This window comes from Streptomyces sp. APSN-46.1, from assembly GCF_022815725.1.
In the GTDB taxonomy this organism is placed as follows: Bacteria; Actinomycetota; Actinomycetes; order Streptomycetales; family Streptomycetaceae; genus Streptomyces.
This window is the reverse complement of sequence record NZ_JALGRF010000005.1, coordinates 125,623-142,088: the sequence shown is the minus strand read 5'-3', so window position 1 is coordinate 142,088 and position 16,466 is coordinate 125,623. Positions and strand designations below refer to the sequence as shown.

The following is a 16,466-nucleotide window of genomic DNA, read 5'->3' as shown; positions in this document are numbered from 1 at the left end:
CCGTCGCGTGGTGCGGTGGAGCGGTGGAGCGGTGGAGCGGGAGCCCTTAGAAGAGCTGGCCGTACGTGTTCCAGCCGGTGCCGATGGTGCCGCGGCCCGAGAAGGTGTTCAGGCCCTGGAGACCGGTCGGGGAGTAGCGGTACGCGGTGCCCGAGGAGTCCACGCCCATCAGGTCGCCGCGGCCGTCACCGGTGATGTCACCGACGGCGGCGAGCTTGTTGAAGCCGTTCCAGCCGCCCGAGCCGATCTTCACGCGGTCGGTGAGCGGAGCGGTGCCGGAGCCGGTGCCCGGGTAGACCCACAGCGCGCCGTCCGTACCGCGGACCACCAGGTCCGCGCGGCCGTCACCGGTGATGTCACCGGCGCCGAGGAGCTTGTTGTAGATGCCCCAGCCGCCGCCGACGCGGATGCGGCTGGCGAAGTTGTGGCTGTTGCCCTGGCTCGGGTACATCCACAGGACGTCCGACTTGTCGAGGGCCAGCAGGTCGCCGTAGCCGTCGTTGTCGAGGTCGCCCACGCCGAGCAGGGACTTGTAGATGTCCCAGCCGCCGCCGATCTCACCCTGCGGGCCGTACAGCACGCCGTTGTAGGTGATCAGCAGGTCGCCCGCGTTCTCCTTGTTCATCGAGGACGTCAGGGTCAGGCCGAACTCCGACGGGAAGTCGCCGCCCTCGCCGATCAGGAAGCGGTCGGCGAAGTTGCCGTTCTGCTTGCCGACGTAGCCGTACAGGGAGCTGCCGCTGCGGCCGAGGACCTCGCCCTTGCCGTGGGCGGCGATGGCGCCCTGGCCGGCCAGGAGGCTGGTGTACTCCCAGTTGGTACCGAACTTGAGGCGGTCGCCCAGCTGGCCGTTGCCCAGGCTCGGGTAGAGGTAGGAGGTGCCGGACAGCTCGCGGGCCAGCACCCAGGTCTTGCCGTCGCCGTCGACGAGCGGGCTGATCTGGTTGTAGATCGTCCAGCCCATGCCGTTCTGCACACCGTCGGCGAAGGGGGAGTTGATGTTCCCCGTGCCCGCGTAGAAGAACATCTCGCCGGTCGGCGCGGTGGCCAGCACATCCGCGATACCGTCGGCGTTGTAGTCGGCGCCGCCGATGATCTGGTCGAACTTGCCCCAGCCGGAGCCGACCTGGATCCGGTCGCCGTACGGGGTGTCGGTCCCGGCCCGGCCGGTGCCCGGGTACAGGTAGAGCGCCCCACCGTGGGTACGGGCGAGCAGATCGGGGTTGCCGTCGCCGGTCATGTCGCCTGCGGCGATGAGCTTGTTGTACGCGTTCCAGCCGCGGCTGGACCACGTCACCCCGTTCGTGAGGTACGTGCTTGCGACCTCGACCATGGACAGCTGGCCGGTGATCGACAGCTGCAGCAGCTCCGGGTACCCGTTGTGGTTGAGGTCGCCGGCCGGGATGAGGTCCTTGAAGTCCTCGTCGTAATCGGCCTTCTGGACGTTGATCGTTTCGTCCGCCGCGGTCGGGTTGCTCGACTTCTTCAGGTAGTGGTCGCCGCCGAGGTCGCGGTAGAGCAGGTCGTCCGAACCGTCGCCGTCCACGTCGAAGCGGGGCTTCACGGAGGCACCGACCGTGGCCGTGGCCGGGGCATCGGCGCTGCGCTGCAGGTTCTGCTTCTGCTGCGTGCCGGTCGTGGGCGCGGCCTTCGGCAGCGCGCCCGTTCCACGCATGTTGACCTTGGGCAGCTGAAGCTCGGTGGTCGGCTTCGGCGCGCCGTCGGCGGACGCCGGACCGGCCAGGAGCATGCCGGCCGCGAGGGCGGTGGCGGTGCAGGCCGCGATGCGGCCGGAGCGCTTGAGGCGCATGAAAGACAAGGGGTCTCCCTGTTGAAAAAAGCAGGCGAAACCGGGTTGACGGCGCTCGTGCAGGGCGCGCGAAGGCGCGGCTCATTGCACAGAGGTTGCCAGTACCCCCCCGGGAAGTAACTGAAGAGTACAGCTGGGGAGGGTGGGGCAGTAGGGGTTTACCCCTGGATTTTGATCGCGTTCAGAAGACCTCCCCGGACACGACCGTGCCCGGGCCTTCCGGCCCGGGCACCCGTATCGTTTCAGCCACGCTCTCAGCTCTTGCGGCGGCCCACCAGCTGCGGTTTCGCCTCCAGGCCGTCCAGCCCGTGCCAGGCCAGATTCACCAGGTGCGCGGCCACCTCCGCCTTCTTCGGACGGCGGGTTTCCAGCCACCACTGCCCGGTCAGCGCCACCATCCCCACCAGCGCCTGCGCGTACAGCGGAGCCAGCTTCGGATCGAAGCCCCGGTTCTTGAACTCCATCCCCAGGATGTCCTCGACCTGCGTGGCGATATCGCTGATCAGCGAGGCGAACGTACCCGTCGACTGCGCCACGGGGGAATCCCGCACCAGAATCCGGAAACCGTCCGTGTAGCTCTCGATGTAGTCCAGCAGCGCGAACGCCGCCTGCTCCAGCAGCTCCCTCGGATGCCCGGCCGTCAACGCGCCCGTCACCCCGTCCAGCAGCTGGCGCATCTCCCGGTCCACGACGACCGCGTACAGGCCCTCCTTGCCGCCGAAGTGCTCGTACACCACCGGCTTGGACACCCCGGCCTTCGCCGCGATCTCCTCCACCGACGTGCCCTCGAACCCCTTCTCGGCGAACAACGCGCGGCCGATGTCCAGCAGCTGCTGACGCCGCTCGGCGCCCGTCATCCGCACCCGGCGCCCACGCCTGGGCTTGTCGCTGCTGGAACCACTGCTGCCGTCGATCGCCACGTCCCCCATCATGCCGCGTTCGGTGTCTCTTCCTTGCGGCGGGCGTCGATGCGGGCCTCCGACGGCCACCGCACGTCCGACGCCCACCCCAGCTGTTCGAACCAGCGGATCAGCCGCGCGCTGGAGTCCACCTGCCCGCGCAGCACACCGTGCCGCGCCGACGTCGGATCCGCGTGGTGCAGGTTGTGCCAGGACTCCCCGCACGACAGCACCGCCAGCCACCACACGTTGCCACTGCGGTCACGCGACTTGAACGGCCTCTTGCCCACCGCGTGACAGATCGAGTTGATCGACCACGTCACGTGGTGCAGCAGCGCCACCCGCACCAGGGAACCCCAGAAGAACGCCGTGAAAGCCCCCCACCACGACATCGTCACCAGGCCGCCCACCAGCGGCGGGATCGCCAGCGAGAGGATCGTCCAGAAGACGAAGTCACGCGAGATCCGCCGCAGCGCCGGATCCTTGATCAGATCGGGCGCGTACTTCTGCTGATCGGTCTGCTCCTCGTCGAACAGCCAGCCGATGTGCGCCCACCACAGGCCCTTCATCAGCGCCGGCACCGTCTCGCCGAACCGCCACGGCGAATGCGGGTCACCCTCGTGGTCGGAGAACTTGTGGTGCTTGCGGTGATCCGCCACCCAGCGCACCAGCGGCCCCTCCACCGCCATCGACCCCATCACCGCGAGCGCGATCCGCAGCGGCCGCTTCGCCTTGAAAGACCCGTGCGTGAAGTAACGGTGGAAGCCGATGGTGATCCCGTGGCACGCCAGGAAGTACATGAACACCATCAGGCCCACGTCCAGCCAGCTCACCCCCCACCCCCAGGCCAGCGGGACCGCCGCAAGCAGCGCCACGAAGGGGACCGTGATGAACAACAGGAGGGCGATCTGCTCGATCGACCGCTTCCTCTCGCCGCCGAGCGTCGCCGACGGCGGCTCGGACGCGTCGGAGGGCGCCGAAGCGTCCTCGATCAAAGATGGGGTGATCGTCATGGGGCTTCCCCTGGGGGGTGAGGAGTCGGCTGAGGGGGGTGCCTCCCCGCGAGAACCGGGGGAGGCGCTGATCACGGACCTACGGACCCGTAACCTACGGCATCGTAAGTATGGCAAAGCTCCAGCCCACGGCAAGGGGAGCGGCGCGGCCGCCGGCAACCACCCCTTGAGACGACAGACCGATACGGCCCCAGGTTTGCCGAGGCACCGGTACGGGCCACCTATCCTGTTGTCGTCGGACAGCGCGGTCCGCACGGGCAGCCCGAGCTGCGCGTCAGGCGGGGGCACCCCCGGGGCACCCCCGCGCGCACCCGGGAACCCACCTCCCAGTAGCGCTCGAACACTGCAAGGAGCCGCACCTGTGAGCAGTGCTGACCAGGCCCCCACCACCCCCGTCGCAGCCGCCCCCAACGCGGAGCTGCGCGCCGACATCCGCCGCCTCGGCGACCTCCTCGGCGAAACCCTCGTACGCCAGGAGGGCCGGGAACTCCTCGACCTCGTCGAACAGGTCCGCGCCCTCACCCGCACCGACGGCGAAGCCGCCGCCGAGCTGCTCGGCGACACCGACCTGCAGACCGCCGCCAAGCTCGTGCGCGCCTTCTCCACCTACTTCCACCTCGCCAACGTGACCGAACAGGTCCACCGCGGCAAGGAACTGCGCGCCCACCGCGCCGCCGAGGGCGGGCTCCTCGCCCGCACCGCCGACATGCTCAAGGACGCCGACCCCGAACACCTGCGCGAGACGGTCCGGAACCTCAACGTCCGCCCCGTCTTCACCGCACACCCCACCGAGGCCGCCCGCCGCAGCGTCCTCAACAAGCTGCGCCGCATCGCCGCCCTTCTCGAAGAGCCCGTCGCCGGCGCCGGCGAACGCCGCCGCCACGACCTGCGCCTCGCCGAGAACATCGACCTCGTGTGGCAGACCGACGAACTCCGCGTCGTCCGCCCCGAGCCCGCCGACGAAGCCCGCAACGCCATCTACTACCTCGACGAGCTCCACGCCGGCGCCGTCGGCGACGTACTCGAAGACCTCGCCGCCGAACTCCAGCGCGTCGGCATCGAACTGCCGCCCGGCACCCGCCCGCTCACCTTCGGCACCTGGATCGGCGGCGACCGCGACGGCAACCCCAACGTCACCCCCGACGTCACCCGCGACGTACTGATCCTCCAGCACGAACACGGCATCACCGACGCCCTCGAACTCGTCGACTTCCTGCGCGGACTCCTCTCCAACTCCATCCGCTACACCGGAGCCACCGAAGAACTCCTCGCCTCCCTCCAGGCCGACCTCGAAGGCCTCCCCGAGATCAGCCCCCGCTACAAGCGCCTCAACGCCGAAGAGCCCTACCGCCTCAAGGCCACCTGCATCCGGCAGAAGCTGCTCAACACCCGCGAACGCCTCGCCAAGGGCACCCCCCACGAGGAAGGCCGCGACTACCTCGGCACCGCCGAGCTCCTCACCGACCTCACCCTCATCCAGACCTCCCTGCGCGCACACCGCTGCGGCCTCGTCGCCGACGGCCACATGGACCGCACCATCCGCACCCTCGCCGCCTTCGGCCTCCAGCTCGCCACCATGGACATCCGCGAACACGCCGACGCCCACCACCACGCCCTCGGCCAGCTCTTCGACCGGCTCGGCGAGGAATCCTGGCGCTACACCGACATGCCCCGCGACTACCGGCAGAAGCTCCTCGCCAAGGAACTCCGCTCACGCCGCCCGCTCGCCCCCACCCCGGCACCCCTCGACGCCGCCGGACAGAAGACCCTCGGCGTCTTCTCCGCGATCAAGGACGCCTTCGAGAAGTTCGGCCCCGAGGTCATCGAGTCGTACATCATCTCGATGTGCCAGGGCGCAGACGACGTGTTCGCCGCCGCCGTCCTCGCCCGCGAAGCCGGACTCATCGACCTCCACACCGGCTGGGCCAAGATCGGCATCGTCCCGCTCCTGGAAACCACCGACGAACTCCGCGCCGCCGACGTCATCCTCGACGAGATGCTCGCCGACCCCTCCTACCGGCGCCTCGTCTCCCTGCGCGGCGACGTCCAGGAGGTCATGCTCGGCTACTCCGACTCCTCCAAGTTCGGCGGCATCACCACCAGCCAGTGGGAAATCCACCGCGCCCAGCGCCGCCTGCGCGACGTCGCCCACCGCTACGGCGTCCGCCTGCGCCTCTTCCACGGCCGCGGCGGCACCGTCGGCCGCGGCGGCGGCCCCTCCCACGACGCGATCCTCGCCCAGCCCTGGGGCACCCTCGAAGGCGAGATCAAGGTCACCGAACAGGGCGAGGTCATCTCCGACAAGTACCTCATCCCCTCCCTCGCCCGCGAAAACCTCGAACTGACCGTCGCGGCCACCCTTCAGGCCTCCGCCCTGCACACCGCGCCCCGCCAGTCCGACGACGACCTCGCCCGCTGGGACGCGGCCATGGACACCGTCTCCGAGGCGGCCCACTCCGCCTACCGCGAACTCGTCGAAGACCCCGACCTGCCCGCCTACTTCTTCGCCGCCACCCCCGTCGACCAGCTCGCCGACCTCCACCTCGGCTCCCGGCCCTCCCGCCGCCCCGACTCCGGCGCCGGCCTCGACGGCCTCCGCGCCATCCCCTGGGTCTTCGGCTGGACCCAGTCCCGCCAGATCGTCCCCGGCTGGTACGGAGTCGGCTCAGGCCTCAAGGCCCTGCGCGAAGCCGGCGGCGAAAGCGCCCTCACCGAGATGGGAGAGCGGTGGCACTTCTTCCGCAACTTCCTCTCCAACGTCGAGATGACCCTCGCCAAGACCGACCTGCGCATCGCCCGCCACTACGTGGACACCCTCGTCCCCGACGCGCTCAAGCACGTCTTCGACCGCATCCAGGCCGAACACGAACTCACCGTCCGCGAAGTCCTGCGCATCACCGGCGGCGACAAGCTCCTCGACTCCAACCCCGTCCTCCAGCAGACCTTCGCCGTCCGCGACGCCTACCTCGACCCCATCTCCTACCTCCAGGTCTCCCTCCTCGCCCGCCAGCGCGCCGCCGCCGCCCGCGGCGAGGCCCCCGACCCGCTCCTCGCCCGCGCCCTGCTCCTCACCGTCAACGGCGTCGCCGCGGGCCTGCGCAACACCGGCTGACCCCGGCCCGTACGACAAGGCCCGTACGCGAAGAGCCCCCGCACCGGTCATCCGGATGCCGTTGGTTAATTCGGGGCCTGGCGTGACGTCGGTTCCCAAGACCTGGTTGTGGTCTTGGGAACCGACGTTGTCGTATGGGGAGGGTGCAGGTGTCGATGCGTCCGGGGGATCTTGGTGAGGTCCCGGTAGAGACAGTGCGGGTGGCGCGGGCAGCCTTTCCGAAGGGCAGTCTGGCGATCCGGATCCGGGACGAGCTGGGGGGCCTGTTCAGTGACGGTCAGTTCGCGGATCTGTTCCCAGCGCGGGGGAAGCCCGCCTGGTCGCCGGGCCGGCTGGCGCTCGTGCTGGTGTTGCAGTTCGTGGAGGGACTCACCGACCGGCAGGCCGCCGAGGCGGTCCGGGCCAGGATCGACTTCAAGTACGCACTCGCGCTGGAGCTGGGCGATCCGGGGTTCGACTTCTCGGTGCTCTCGGAGTTCCGGGACCGTCTGGTCGAGGCGGATGCCGGGCGGCGGGTGATGGACGGCATCCTGGCCAGGGCCCAGGAGAACGGGCTGCTCAAGACGGCGGGCAGGGCAAGGACCGACTCCACGCACGTGCAGTCCGCGGCACGTGAGCTGGGCTGGCTGGAGCTGGTCGCGGAGACCCTGCGCTCAGCGTTGAACGCGCTCGCGCAGGCGGCTCCCGACTGGCTGGGCGAGGCTGCGGAGCCGGACTGGTTCAAGCACTACGCGACCAGGGCCGAGGACTCCCGGTTTCCCAAGTCCCGCACCAAGCGGGACGAGGTCGGTCTGCGGATCGGGGCTGACGGGATGCGGCTACTTGAGGCCGTCCGGTCACCTGCGGCACCAGAAGGGCTGTGGACGCTTGAGCAGGTGGAAATCCTGCGCCAGGTGTGGGTTCAGCACTTCCACCTGGTGGAGGGCGAGGTGAGGCGCCGGGACCCAAAAGACCGCCCGCCAGGCGCATCACGCCTGGTCACGCCCTATGACACCGAAGCACGCGTCGGCGTCAAAAGGGACACCATGTGGGACGGATACAAGGTCCACCTCACCGAAACGTGTGAGCCGGACACCCCGAACCTGATCACGAACGTGGCCACCACCGTGGCGACGGTTTCCGACATGTCGATGACCGAGAGGGTGCACGCCCAGCTCGCCGAAGCGGGCCGTCTGCCCGGTGAGCATCTGGTCGACGCCGGATATGTCGACGCGCATCTGCTGGTCAGTACCCGCCGCCAGTACGGCATCACGCTCACCGGCCCGGCCGCCGCCGTCATCAGCCACCAGGCAGCCTCGGGTGGCGCCTTCACCGGCGACGACTTCACCATCGACTGGGCGGGCGAACGGGTCACCTGCCCCGGCGGCAAGGCCACCACCCGCTGGAACCCCGACCGCTCCCAGGCCGGCACCCCGGTCATCCGGGTCCGGTTCAACAGCGGGGACTGCCGGCCCTGCCCGGTCCGCGAGCAGTGCACCACCTCCAGCGTCGGCCGGCGCCTGACCCTGCGGCCCCGCGAGGAACACGAAGCCCTCCGCCAGGCCCGCGCCGACCAGGACACCGACACCTGGAAGGAGCGATACAAGACCCGCGCCGGAGTCGAGGGCACCATCTCCCAGGCCGCCCAGCGCTGCGGCCTGCGCAGATCCCGCTACCGCGGTCTCGCGAAGACGAGCCTCCAGCACCAGCTGACCGGAGCCGCGATCAATCTCGCCCGCCTCGACGCCCACCTCACCGACACACGCAGGGCCCGAACCCGCACCAGCCACTTCGCAGCACTTCGCCCCGCCGAGCCGAAGCTCGACGGGGCGAAGTAGACCCCCGAATTAACCAACGGCATCCGGTCATCCGGTGCGGGGGCTCTTCACGTACGGGCCTTGTCGTCCCTACTGGGTCCGGCGGCGGCGCACCATCAGCAGCGCACCCGCACCGACCAGGGCCGCGGCCAGCGCCGAGACCAGGCCGACGGGCAGGTCGGACCCGGTCTTCGCCAGGTCACCGCCCCCGGTGCCGCCCGACACCGGAGCCGGGGAGGTCGCCGAGGAACTCGGCGCCACCGACGGCGTACCACTGGCGCTCACGCTCGGCTTCACCGAGGAGGACGGGGAGACCGACTGCGACGGCGTCGAGGACGGCTTGCCGGACGAGCTGCCCGACGGCGTACCCGAAGGCGTCTTCGAGGGCGTGACCGGCGCAGACACGCTCGGCTTCACCGACGCGGGGCAGGTGTGCGACAGGTTGAACCACTCCAGCGTGCCGCCGCTGACCTCGGCCACGGCCGACGTCAGCTTGGCGCCGGGCGCGGAGCCCACGTACGCGTGATTGCCGTTCGGCTGGCCGAAGGTGGTGATCTCCTTCGTGCCGCCGGGCTCGAACGTCACCGTCAGCTTTACGAAGGCGATTTCCTTCTTGTCGCCCGGCGCGATGAAGTGCCATCCGTCCTGAGTGGACGGGATGCCCGTGCAGGTGCCCGGCTCGCCGAACGAATCAGCGGTGATCGGCACCTGCTGGTGCAGCGGAACGGTGTACGAGTCGGCGGCGAACGCCGGGGCAGCACCCGCCGCGAGAAGGAGCGATGCCACGGCCGGAACGGCGGCCGCCGCCCAGCGCTTACGGGAATGGTGCATAAGTACCTCTGGCACAGGTGAGGGGGAAGTGAGCCGTGGGGGTGGCGCCGCTCAGCTTGCTGACGCCACCCACACGGGTCAAGAGGTACTCGTCAGTATTCGTACGGGCTTGACTGCCTGTCAGACGGAATGTCCGAAGTAACGATTGCGTGCACCCCCGCCGGCCCTACCCGTTGTAAGCCGACTGCGCCCGCTCCAGACCCTCCGCGACCAGGCACTCCACCGCATCGGCGGCCCGGTCCACGAACCAGTCCAGCTCCTTGCGCTCCGTCGACGAGAAGTCCTTCAACACGAAATCCGCGACCTGCATACGGCCCGGCGGGCGACCGATACCGCACCGCACCCGGTGATAGTCCGCACCCATCGACTTCGTCATCGACTTCAGACCGTTGTGCCCGTTGTCCCCGCCGCCCAACTTCAGCCGCAGCGTCGGGTAATCGATGTCCAGCTCGTCATGGATCGCGACGATCCGCTCCAGCGGCACCTTGTAGAAGTCGCGCAACGCCGTCACCGGACCACCCGACAGATTCATGAACGACATCGGCTTGGCCAGCACTACCCGACGGTTCTCCGGACCCGGCGGACCCATCCGGCCCTCGACCACCTGCGCCCGCGCCTTGTGCGCCTTGAACTTCCCGCGCATCCGGTCCGCCAGCAGATCGACCACCATGAACCCGATGTTGTGGCGGTTGCCTGCGTACTCCGCACCCGGGTTCCCGAGACCGACGATCAGCCACGGCGCCGCGTCGTCCGACATCAAAAGCTCCTTAACGAGGACGACCGCCGTCCCGCTCCAGTGGAGCCGGACGGCGGTCGATCAGCAACTGCTGAGGGGAAAGGGCGAGGCTCAGGCCTCGGTGCCCTCGGCCTCGGCCTCGCCGGCCGGCTCCTCGGCCTGCGGGGCGACGACCTGGAGGACGGCGATGTCGCCGTCGACGGCCAGGGTGGTGCCCGCCGGGAGGACCAGGTCCTTGGCGTGGATGGTGGCGCCGGCCTCCAGGCCCGCGATGGAGACGGTGACCTCGGTCGGGATGTGGGTGGCCTCGGCCTCGACGGAGATGGTGTTCTGGAGGGTCTCCAGCATGTTGCCGCCCGGGGCCAGCTCGCCCTCGGTGACGATGGCGACGTCGACGGTGACCTTCTCGCCCTTCTTGACGATCAGGTAGTCGACGTGGGAGATCGAACGCTTCAGGGGGTGCTTCTGCACGGCCTTCGGGATGACCAGCTCGGTGCCGTCGCCCGCGATGTCCAGGGAGATCAGGACGTTGGGGGTACGGAGCGCCAGCTGCAGGCCGTGGCCCTCGACGTTGACGTGCTTCGGGTCCTGGCCGTGACCGTAGATGACACCGGGAACCAGGGCGTCGCGACGGGCCTGGCGGGCGGAGCCCTTACCGAAGGTGTTGCGGAGCTGGGCGGAAAGCTTGACCTCGGACATGCTCACTCCTCGTGGGGTGACGGAAATGGACGAAAGTCACCCGGCCGGAACGGCCTGCTACGAAGAGCGCGTCGATAACGGAGCGTCCGCACATGAAAGTGCGGCCTCCCTCGCCGAGCAACTTCGAAAGTCTACCCGGCGGGGAGGCCGCACTTCAAAAGGATCTTCTGTGGTCCTCGTTACTGCTGGACCTCGTTACTGCTGCTCTTCGAACAGGCTCGTGACCGAACCGTCCTCGAAGACCTCACGCACCGCACGCGCCACCATCGGCGCGATCGACAGCACCGTGATCTTGTCGAGCTCCAGGTCCGACGGGTCCGGCAGCGTGTTCGTGAAGATGAACTCGCTGACCTTGGAGTTCTTCAGACGGTCGGCCGCCGGGCCGGACAGGATGCCGTGCGTGGCCGTCACGATGACGTCCTCCGCGCCGTGCGCGAACAGCGCGTCGGCCGCGGCGCAGATCGTGCCACCCGTGTCGATCATGTCGTCGACCAGGACGCAGACGCGGCCCTTGACCTCACCGACGACCTCGTGGACGGTCACCTGGTTGGCGACGTCCTTGTCACGGCGCTTGTGCACGATCGCCAGCGGCGCGTCCAGACGGTCGCACCAGCGGTCCGCGACGCGCACACGACCGGCGTCCGGAGACACGATCGTCAGCTTGCTGCGGTCCACCTTCGCGCCCACGTAGTCCGCGAGGACCGGCAGAGCCGAAAGGTGGTCCACCGGGCCGTCGAAGAAGCCCTGGATCTGGTCCGTGTGCAGGTCCACCGTCAGAATGCGGTCCGCACCCGCCGTCTTCAGCAGATCCGCCACCAGACGGGCCGAGATCGGCTCGCGACCCTTGTGCTTCTTGTCCTGACGGGCATAGCCGTAGGACGGGATGATCACGGTGATGGAGCGTGCCGACGCGCGCTTCAGCGCGTCGATCATGATCAGCTGCTCCATGATCCACTTATTGATCGGAGCCGTGTGGCTCTGGATCAGGAAGCAGTCCGCGCCACGAGCCGACTCCTGGAAACGGACGTAGATCTCACCGTTCGCGAAGTCGAAAGCCTTGGTCGGCACGAGGCCGACTCCCAACTGGTGTGCGACCTCCTCGGCCAGCTCGGGGTGGGCGCGGCCGGAGAAGAGCATCAGCTTCTTCTCGCCGGTCGTCTTGATCCCGGTCACAGCACTGTCTCCTCAGACGTGTGAAAAGCTGCTCGCCCCCATGTGCGTCCGTCCCGCACACGGTGAGCCAGCCGAATTGCGTGCACTATCACGGTACGCCGTCCCCGACGCACCTGTTTCCGGTCAGTTCACCTCGGCGCCACCGGAACGGGAGCCGGAGTCCTCCTCGACCGCCGACTGAGCCGCCGTCGCCGCCGCGCTTCCCGGACGCTTACGAGCCACCCAACCCTCGATATTGCGCTGCTGGCCACGGGCCACGGCCAGCGCACCGGGCGGCACATCCTTCGTGATCACGGACCCGGCGGCCGTGTAGGCGCCGTCCCCGATCGTGACAGGCGCCACAAACATGTTGTCCGAACCCGTCCGGCAGTGAGAGCCCACCGTGGTGTGGTGCTTGGTCTCGCCGTCGTAGTTCACGAACACGCTCGCCGCGCCGATGTTGGTGTACTCACCGATCGTCGCGTCACCGACGTACGACAGGTGCGGGACCTTCGTACCCTCGCCCACCACCGCGTTCTTCATCTCGACGTACGCCCCGGCCTTCGACTTCTTGCCGAGGTCCGTGCCCGGACGCAGGTACGCGAACGGACCCACGCTCGCCGACTCGCCGATCACGGCACCGTCCGCCACCGTGTTGTCCACCCGCGCCCGCGCGCCGACCCGGGTGTCCTTGAGCCGGGTGTTCGGGCCGACCTCGGCCCCCTCGGCGATGTGCGTCGCGCCCAGCAGCTGCGTACCCGGGTGGACGATCGCGTCCTGCCCGAACGTCACCGTCACGTCCACGAACGTGCCGGCCGGGTCCACCACCGTCACGCCCGCGAGCATGGCCCGCTCCAGCAGACGCGCGTTCAGCAGCGCACGGGCCTCCGCGAGCTGCACGCGGTTGTTGATTCCGAGGATCTGCCGGTGGTCCGCGCCGACGGCCGCGCCGACGCGGTGACCCGCCTCGCGCAGGATGCCGAGCACGTCCGTGAGGTACTCCTCGCCCTGGCTGTTGTCCGTACGGACCTTGCCGAGGGCGTCGGCGAGCAGGGCGCCGTCGAAGGCGAAGACACCGGAGTTGATCTCGCGGATCGCGCGCTGGGCGTCGGTGGCGTCCTTGTGCTCGACGATGGCGGTGACGGCGCCGGTCTGCTCGTCGCGGACGATGCGGCCGTAGCCGGTGGAGTCCGGCACCTCGGCGGTCAGCACGGTGACGGCGTTGCCGTCGGCCTCGTGCGTCCGCGTGAGCTGCGCGAGGGTCTCGCCGGTCAGCAGCGGGGTGTCGCCGCAGACGACGACCACGGTGCCGGTCGGCCGGCCGCCGAGCTCTTCGAGGGCCATGCGGACGGCGTGGCCGGTGCCGTTCTGCTCGTACTGGACGGCGGTGCGGACGCCCGCGTCGATGGCGGCGAGGTGCGCGGTGACCTGCTCGCGGGCGTGGCCGACGACGACCACGAGGTGCGCGGGGTCCAGCTCGCGCGAGGCGGCGACGACATGTCCGACGAGCGACCGCCCGCAGATCTCGTGCAGGACCTTGGGGGTGGCCGACTTCATGCGGGTGCCTTCACCCGCTGCGAGTACGACGACGGCTGCCGGGCGGTTGGCGCTCACGGGTGTGCCCTTCGGCTTTGGGTGGTGGACCCGTGAAGGATACCGGGGGCCCAGCCCCCGGAAACGAGCCCGGGTCCCGACCCGTGGGGTCAGGACCCGAACTCGCGAAAGCTCCCCCGCCAGGACTCGAACCCGGACCTAATAGCACCAAAAGCTATTGTGCTGCCAATTACACTACGGGGGATGATATCCGACTAAACCGGACATCTCTGTCCGGTGATCTAGTCGATGGCACCTACTATGCCGCACCAGGCGCCTTCAATGCGACGGTACAAATCGGAGCCCTTCAGGACACGCACCGCAAGGCAACCTCGATACGTGTCGCCCACGTTCCTCCGGTTCGTACGGGGGTTGTGTCGCTTGAGGGTGGTCTTCCCGAAGTGGGACGCGTCGAGCCCCACCGTGTCGATCCAGTACTGCTCGGCCTTCGCGACGTCAGCGGTTTCGTGGATCTGGAGGGTGAACCTGAGGCGGTCATCCGTCACGCCCATGAGGCGCAGCCATGCGAGGAAGGTGCGAATCATGCCTGCGTCGCTGTTCACGAAACTGATCTGAGGGTGCGGCTGGTGGGGCTTGGTCTTCCCGCCCTCGGCCCAGTAGAGACCGACGCCGAGGAGGAAGAGTTCTCGGTCGGTGAGTTCTCCGATCTCGTCCTGTGCCGCCCGCCGTGTCGCCTCGTACTCGGACTTTCGGCGTGCGTAGGCCTCCGCGCGGCCCTGCTGTGCTCGCACCATGTCCGTGCCGGGCGGCCGATGAGTCCGCTCCGGCTTCGGGAGGTCGCGGACCCAGAGGGAGATCGAGCTCTTGGAGCAGCCCAGCTCGACCTGGATCGCGTCGTACGTCAGGCCCTGGAGGCGGAGCTCGCGGGCGCGGGCGCGGAGGTCGTCCTTCGCGTTCGGGCGCTTCGTCCACTCGGGTGGGGGCTCGCCCTTCACCAGGCGGCCCAGGATGTCGTTGTTGTGGACGCCGAGGCGGTCGCGGATCTGGCGGAGGCTGAGGTCCTCCCGGCGCAGGGCCACGGCCTGCTCGCGGAGGGATTCGAAGGTCGCGGCCCCGCTGCGGAGGCCGCCGGTGCCGTCGCCGGGGCGACGTCGGATTTCGGTCATGTCCCCAATGTCGTCCGGAATGTGGGATTCAGGTCTTGGTCCGTGGGCGATTCAGTCGTACGTGCGATTACCGCTGGTTTGCAGGAATTCCGCTCGACGGTGTGCTGGGGGCGCTGCGTACGCTGGTCGGCATGACCAGTACGGGGGAAGAGCAAGGCCGCGCTGGGCCGCCGATGTGGTGGGGGCGGCGGCGGGATGCCGTGGGGGACGTGGGGCTGGCGGCGGTGTCCGCCCTGGAGTGTGCGTGGGAGGGACTGCCGTTCGCGCGTGAGGCGGGTATTCCGGCCGTGGTCGGGGTGCTGTTCGGGATCGCGGTGGGGGCCGCGCTCGTGCTGCGGCGGCGCTGGCCGATCGCGGTGGTGCTGGTCGGGGTCGCCGTGACGCCGGCCGAGATGGGGTTCCTGCTGTCGGTGGTCGCGCTGTACACGCTGGCCTCCTCCGAGGTGCCCCGGCGGATCACCGCCACGCTCGCGTCGATGTCGATGGCCGCGACGTTCGTGGTGATGTACCTGCGGACCCGTGGGGACGCGGTGGACGAGCCGACGCTGGTGATATCGCTGTCCGTGTTCGTGGCGGTGGCGCTGACCGTGCCACCGGTGCTGTTCGGCCTGTACATCGGGGCGCGGCGGCGGTTGATGGAGAGTCTGCAGGAGCGCGCGGATTCGCTGGAGCGGGAGTTGTCGCTGCTGGCGGACCGGGCGGAGGAGCGGGCCGAGTGGGCGCGTACGGAGGAGCGGACGCGGATCGCGCGGGAGATGCACGACGTGGTGGCGCACCGGGTGTCGCTGATGGTGGTGCACGCGGCGGCGTTGCAGGCGGTGGCCGCGAAGGATCCGGTGAAGGCGGTGCGGAATGCGGCGCTGGTGGGGGACATGGGGCGGCAGGCGCTGACGGAGTTGCGGGAGATGTTGGGGGTGCTGCGGGCGGAGTCCCCGAAGCCGGCCGCCGCCGGTGGCGCTGGCGCTGGCCCGGCGGTGGTGGTGCCGGTGGCTTTGGCGGGGGGTTTCGAGGACGGGCCTTCGCTGGGCGAGCTGGAGGTGTTGGTCGGGCAGTCGCGGGCCGCCGGGATGGTGGTCGAGCTGGATGTGCGGGGTGCCGGGGCGGGTTGTCCGGCGGAGGTGGAGCAGACGGCGTACCGGGTGGTGCAGGAGGCGTTGACCAACTGCCACAAGCACGCGCCGGGTGCGCGGGTCGTCGTACGGCTGGCGCATCGGGAGGGGGAGGTGGCGATGCAGGTGGAGAACGGGCCGTGTGACGGGAAGGCCGCCGAGCCGGGGCTGCCGAGTGGGGGGAACGGGCTGGTCGGGATGCGTGAGCGGGTGCTGGGGCTGGGCGGGGTGTTCGTGTCGGGGCCGACGGATGAGGGTGGCTTCAAGGTGTCGGCCGTCCTCCCGATCCGCTAGCCGCGCCGCGGGGCGGACGGGGATCCGGCGGCCGCGCGCCCCGGCTGCCCGGTATCCCAGCGGGCCGATGGCCCCCTGCCCCCGTGGCCCCCTGCCCTGCCCCCGTGGCCCCCTGCCCGGTGCCCGGGGCACCGGTAGCCCGGCTGCCCGGTGTTCCCGTGGCCCGGCAGCCCCTTGTTCGGTGGGCCGGCAGCTCCCTTGTTCCGGTGCCCCGAGCCCCGGTGCCCCGAGCCCCGGTGCCCCGAGCCCCGGTGCCCCGAGCCCCGGTGCCCCGAGCCCCGGTGCCCCGAGCCCC

12 protein-coding genes and 1 tRNA gene are annotated in these 16,466 nt (G+C 69.6%); 3 read left to right on the top strand and 10 right to left on the bottom strand.

All coding sequences use genetic code 11. The features are described from left to right. Positions 1-46: 46 nt before the first annotated feature. The 3 genes from MTF65_RS16895 to MTF65_RS16885 form a co-directional block, all read right to left on the bottom strand. A complete protein-coding gene (locus tag MTF65_RS16895; RefSeq protein WP_243629729.1) occupies positions 47-1,810 on the bottom strand; it encodes a VCBS repeat-containing protein in 1,764 nt (587 codons plus the stop codon). A 254-nt stretch (positions 1,811-2,064) separates the two neighbouring features. Further along, positions 2,065-2,742: a TetR/AcrR family transcriptional regulator gene (locus MTF65_RS16890; RefSeq protein WP_243629533.1), complete on the bottom strand. Its 678-nt coding sequence runs from the start codon at positions 2,740-2,742 to the stop codon at positions 2,065-2,067. Further along, on the bottom strand, positions 2,739-3,722 hold the full coding sequence (locus MTF65_RS16885; protein WP_243629532.1) for a fatty acid desaturase: 984 nt from the start codon (positions 3,720-3,722) through the stop codon (positions 2,739-2,741). The genes MTF65_RS16890 and MTF65_RS16885 overlap by 4 nt, the downstream gene beginning before the upstream one ends. 361 nt (positions 3,723-4,083) lie before the next feature. Between MTF65_RS16885 and ppc the strand changes: the two genes are divergently transcribed. Both ppc and MTF65_RS16875 read left to right on the top strand, forming a co-directional pair. Beyond that, complete coding sequence (gene ppc, locus MTF65_RS16880) at positions 4,084-6,834, top strand: phosphoenolpyruvate carboxylase (RefSeq protein ID WP_243629531.1); 2,751 nt, start codon at positions 4,084-4,086, stop codon at positions 6,832-6,834. 149 nt (positions 6,835-6,983) lie between these two features. After that, positions 6,984-8,651, top strand: a complete 1,668-nt coding sequence (locus MTF65_RS16875) for an IS1182 family transposase (protein ID WP_243629530.1) — start codon at positions 6,984-6,986, stop codon at positions 8,649-8,651. 69 nt (positions 8,652-8,720) lie between these two features. On the opposite strand, the gene MTF65_RS16870 is transcribed toward MTF65_RS16875, so the two are convergent. The 7 genes from MTF65_RS16870 to MTF65_RS16840 form a co-directional block, all read right to left on the bottom strand. After that, positions 8,721-9,461, bottom strand: a complete 741-nt coding sequence (locus MTF65_RS16870; RefSeq protein WP_243629529.1) for an LPXTG cell wall anchor domain-containing protein — start codon at positions 9,459-9,461, stop codon at positions 8,721-8,723. Between the two features lie 166 nt (positions 9,462-9,627). Next, entirely contained in the window at positions 9,628-10,218 is a 591-nt protein-coding gene (gene pth / locus MTF65_RS16865; RefSeq protein WP_243629528.1) for an aminoacyl-tRNA hydrolase, read from the bottom strand. Between the two features lie 90 nt (positions 10,219-10,308). Further along, a complete protein-coding gene (locus MTF65_RS16860) occupies positions 10,309-10,896 on the bottom strand; it encodes a 50S ribosomal protein L25/general stress protein Ctc (RefSeq protein ID WP_243629527.1) in 588 nt (195 codons plus the stop codon). Between the two features lie 195 nt (positions 10,897-11,091). Further along, complete coding sequence (locus tag MTF65_RS16855; protein ID WP_214933252.1) at positions 11,092-12,069, bottom strand: ribose-phosphate diphosphokinase; 978 nt, start codon at positions 12,067-12,069, stop codon at positions 11,092-11,094. Between the two features lie 123 nt (positions 12,070-12,192). After that, positions 12,193-13,662, bottom strand: coding sequence for a bifunctional UDP-N-acetylglucosamine diphosphorylase/glucosamine-1-phosphate N-acetyltransferase GlmU (glmU, locus tag MTF65_RS16850; protein ID WP_243629526.1), 1,470 nt, complete (start codon positions 13,660-13,662; stop codon positions 12,193-12,195). A gap of 111 nt (positions 13,663-13,773) precedes the next feature. Beyond that, positions 13,774-13,846 (bottom strand) — tRNA-Gln (locus MTF65_RS16845). Positions 13,847-13,883: 37 nt separating this feature from the next. Next, complete coding sequence (locus MTF65_RS16840; RefSeq protein WP_243629525.1) at positions 13,884-14,768, bottom strand: hypothetical protein; 885 nt, start codon at positions 14,766-14,768, stop codon at positions 13,884-13,886. A gap of 131 nt (positions 14,769-14,899) precedes the next feature. On the opposite strand from MTF65_RS16840, the gene MTF65_RS16835 reads away from it, so the two are divergent. Continuing rightward, positions 14,900-16,171: a sensor histidine kinase gene (locus MTF65_RS16835; protein ID WP_243629524.1), complete on the top strand. Its 1,272-nt coding sequence runs from the start codon at positions 14,900-14,902 to the stop codon at positions 16,169-16,171. Positions 16,172-16,466: the final 295 nt, after the last annotated feature.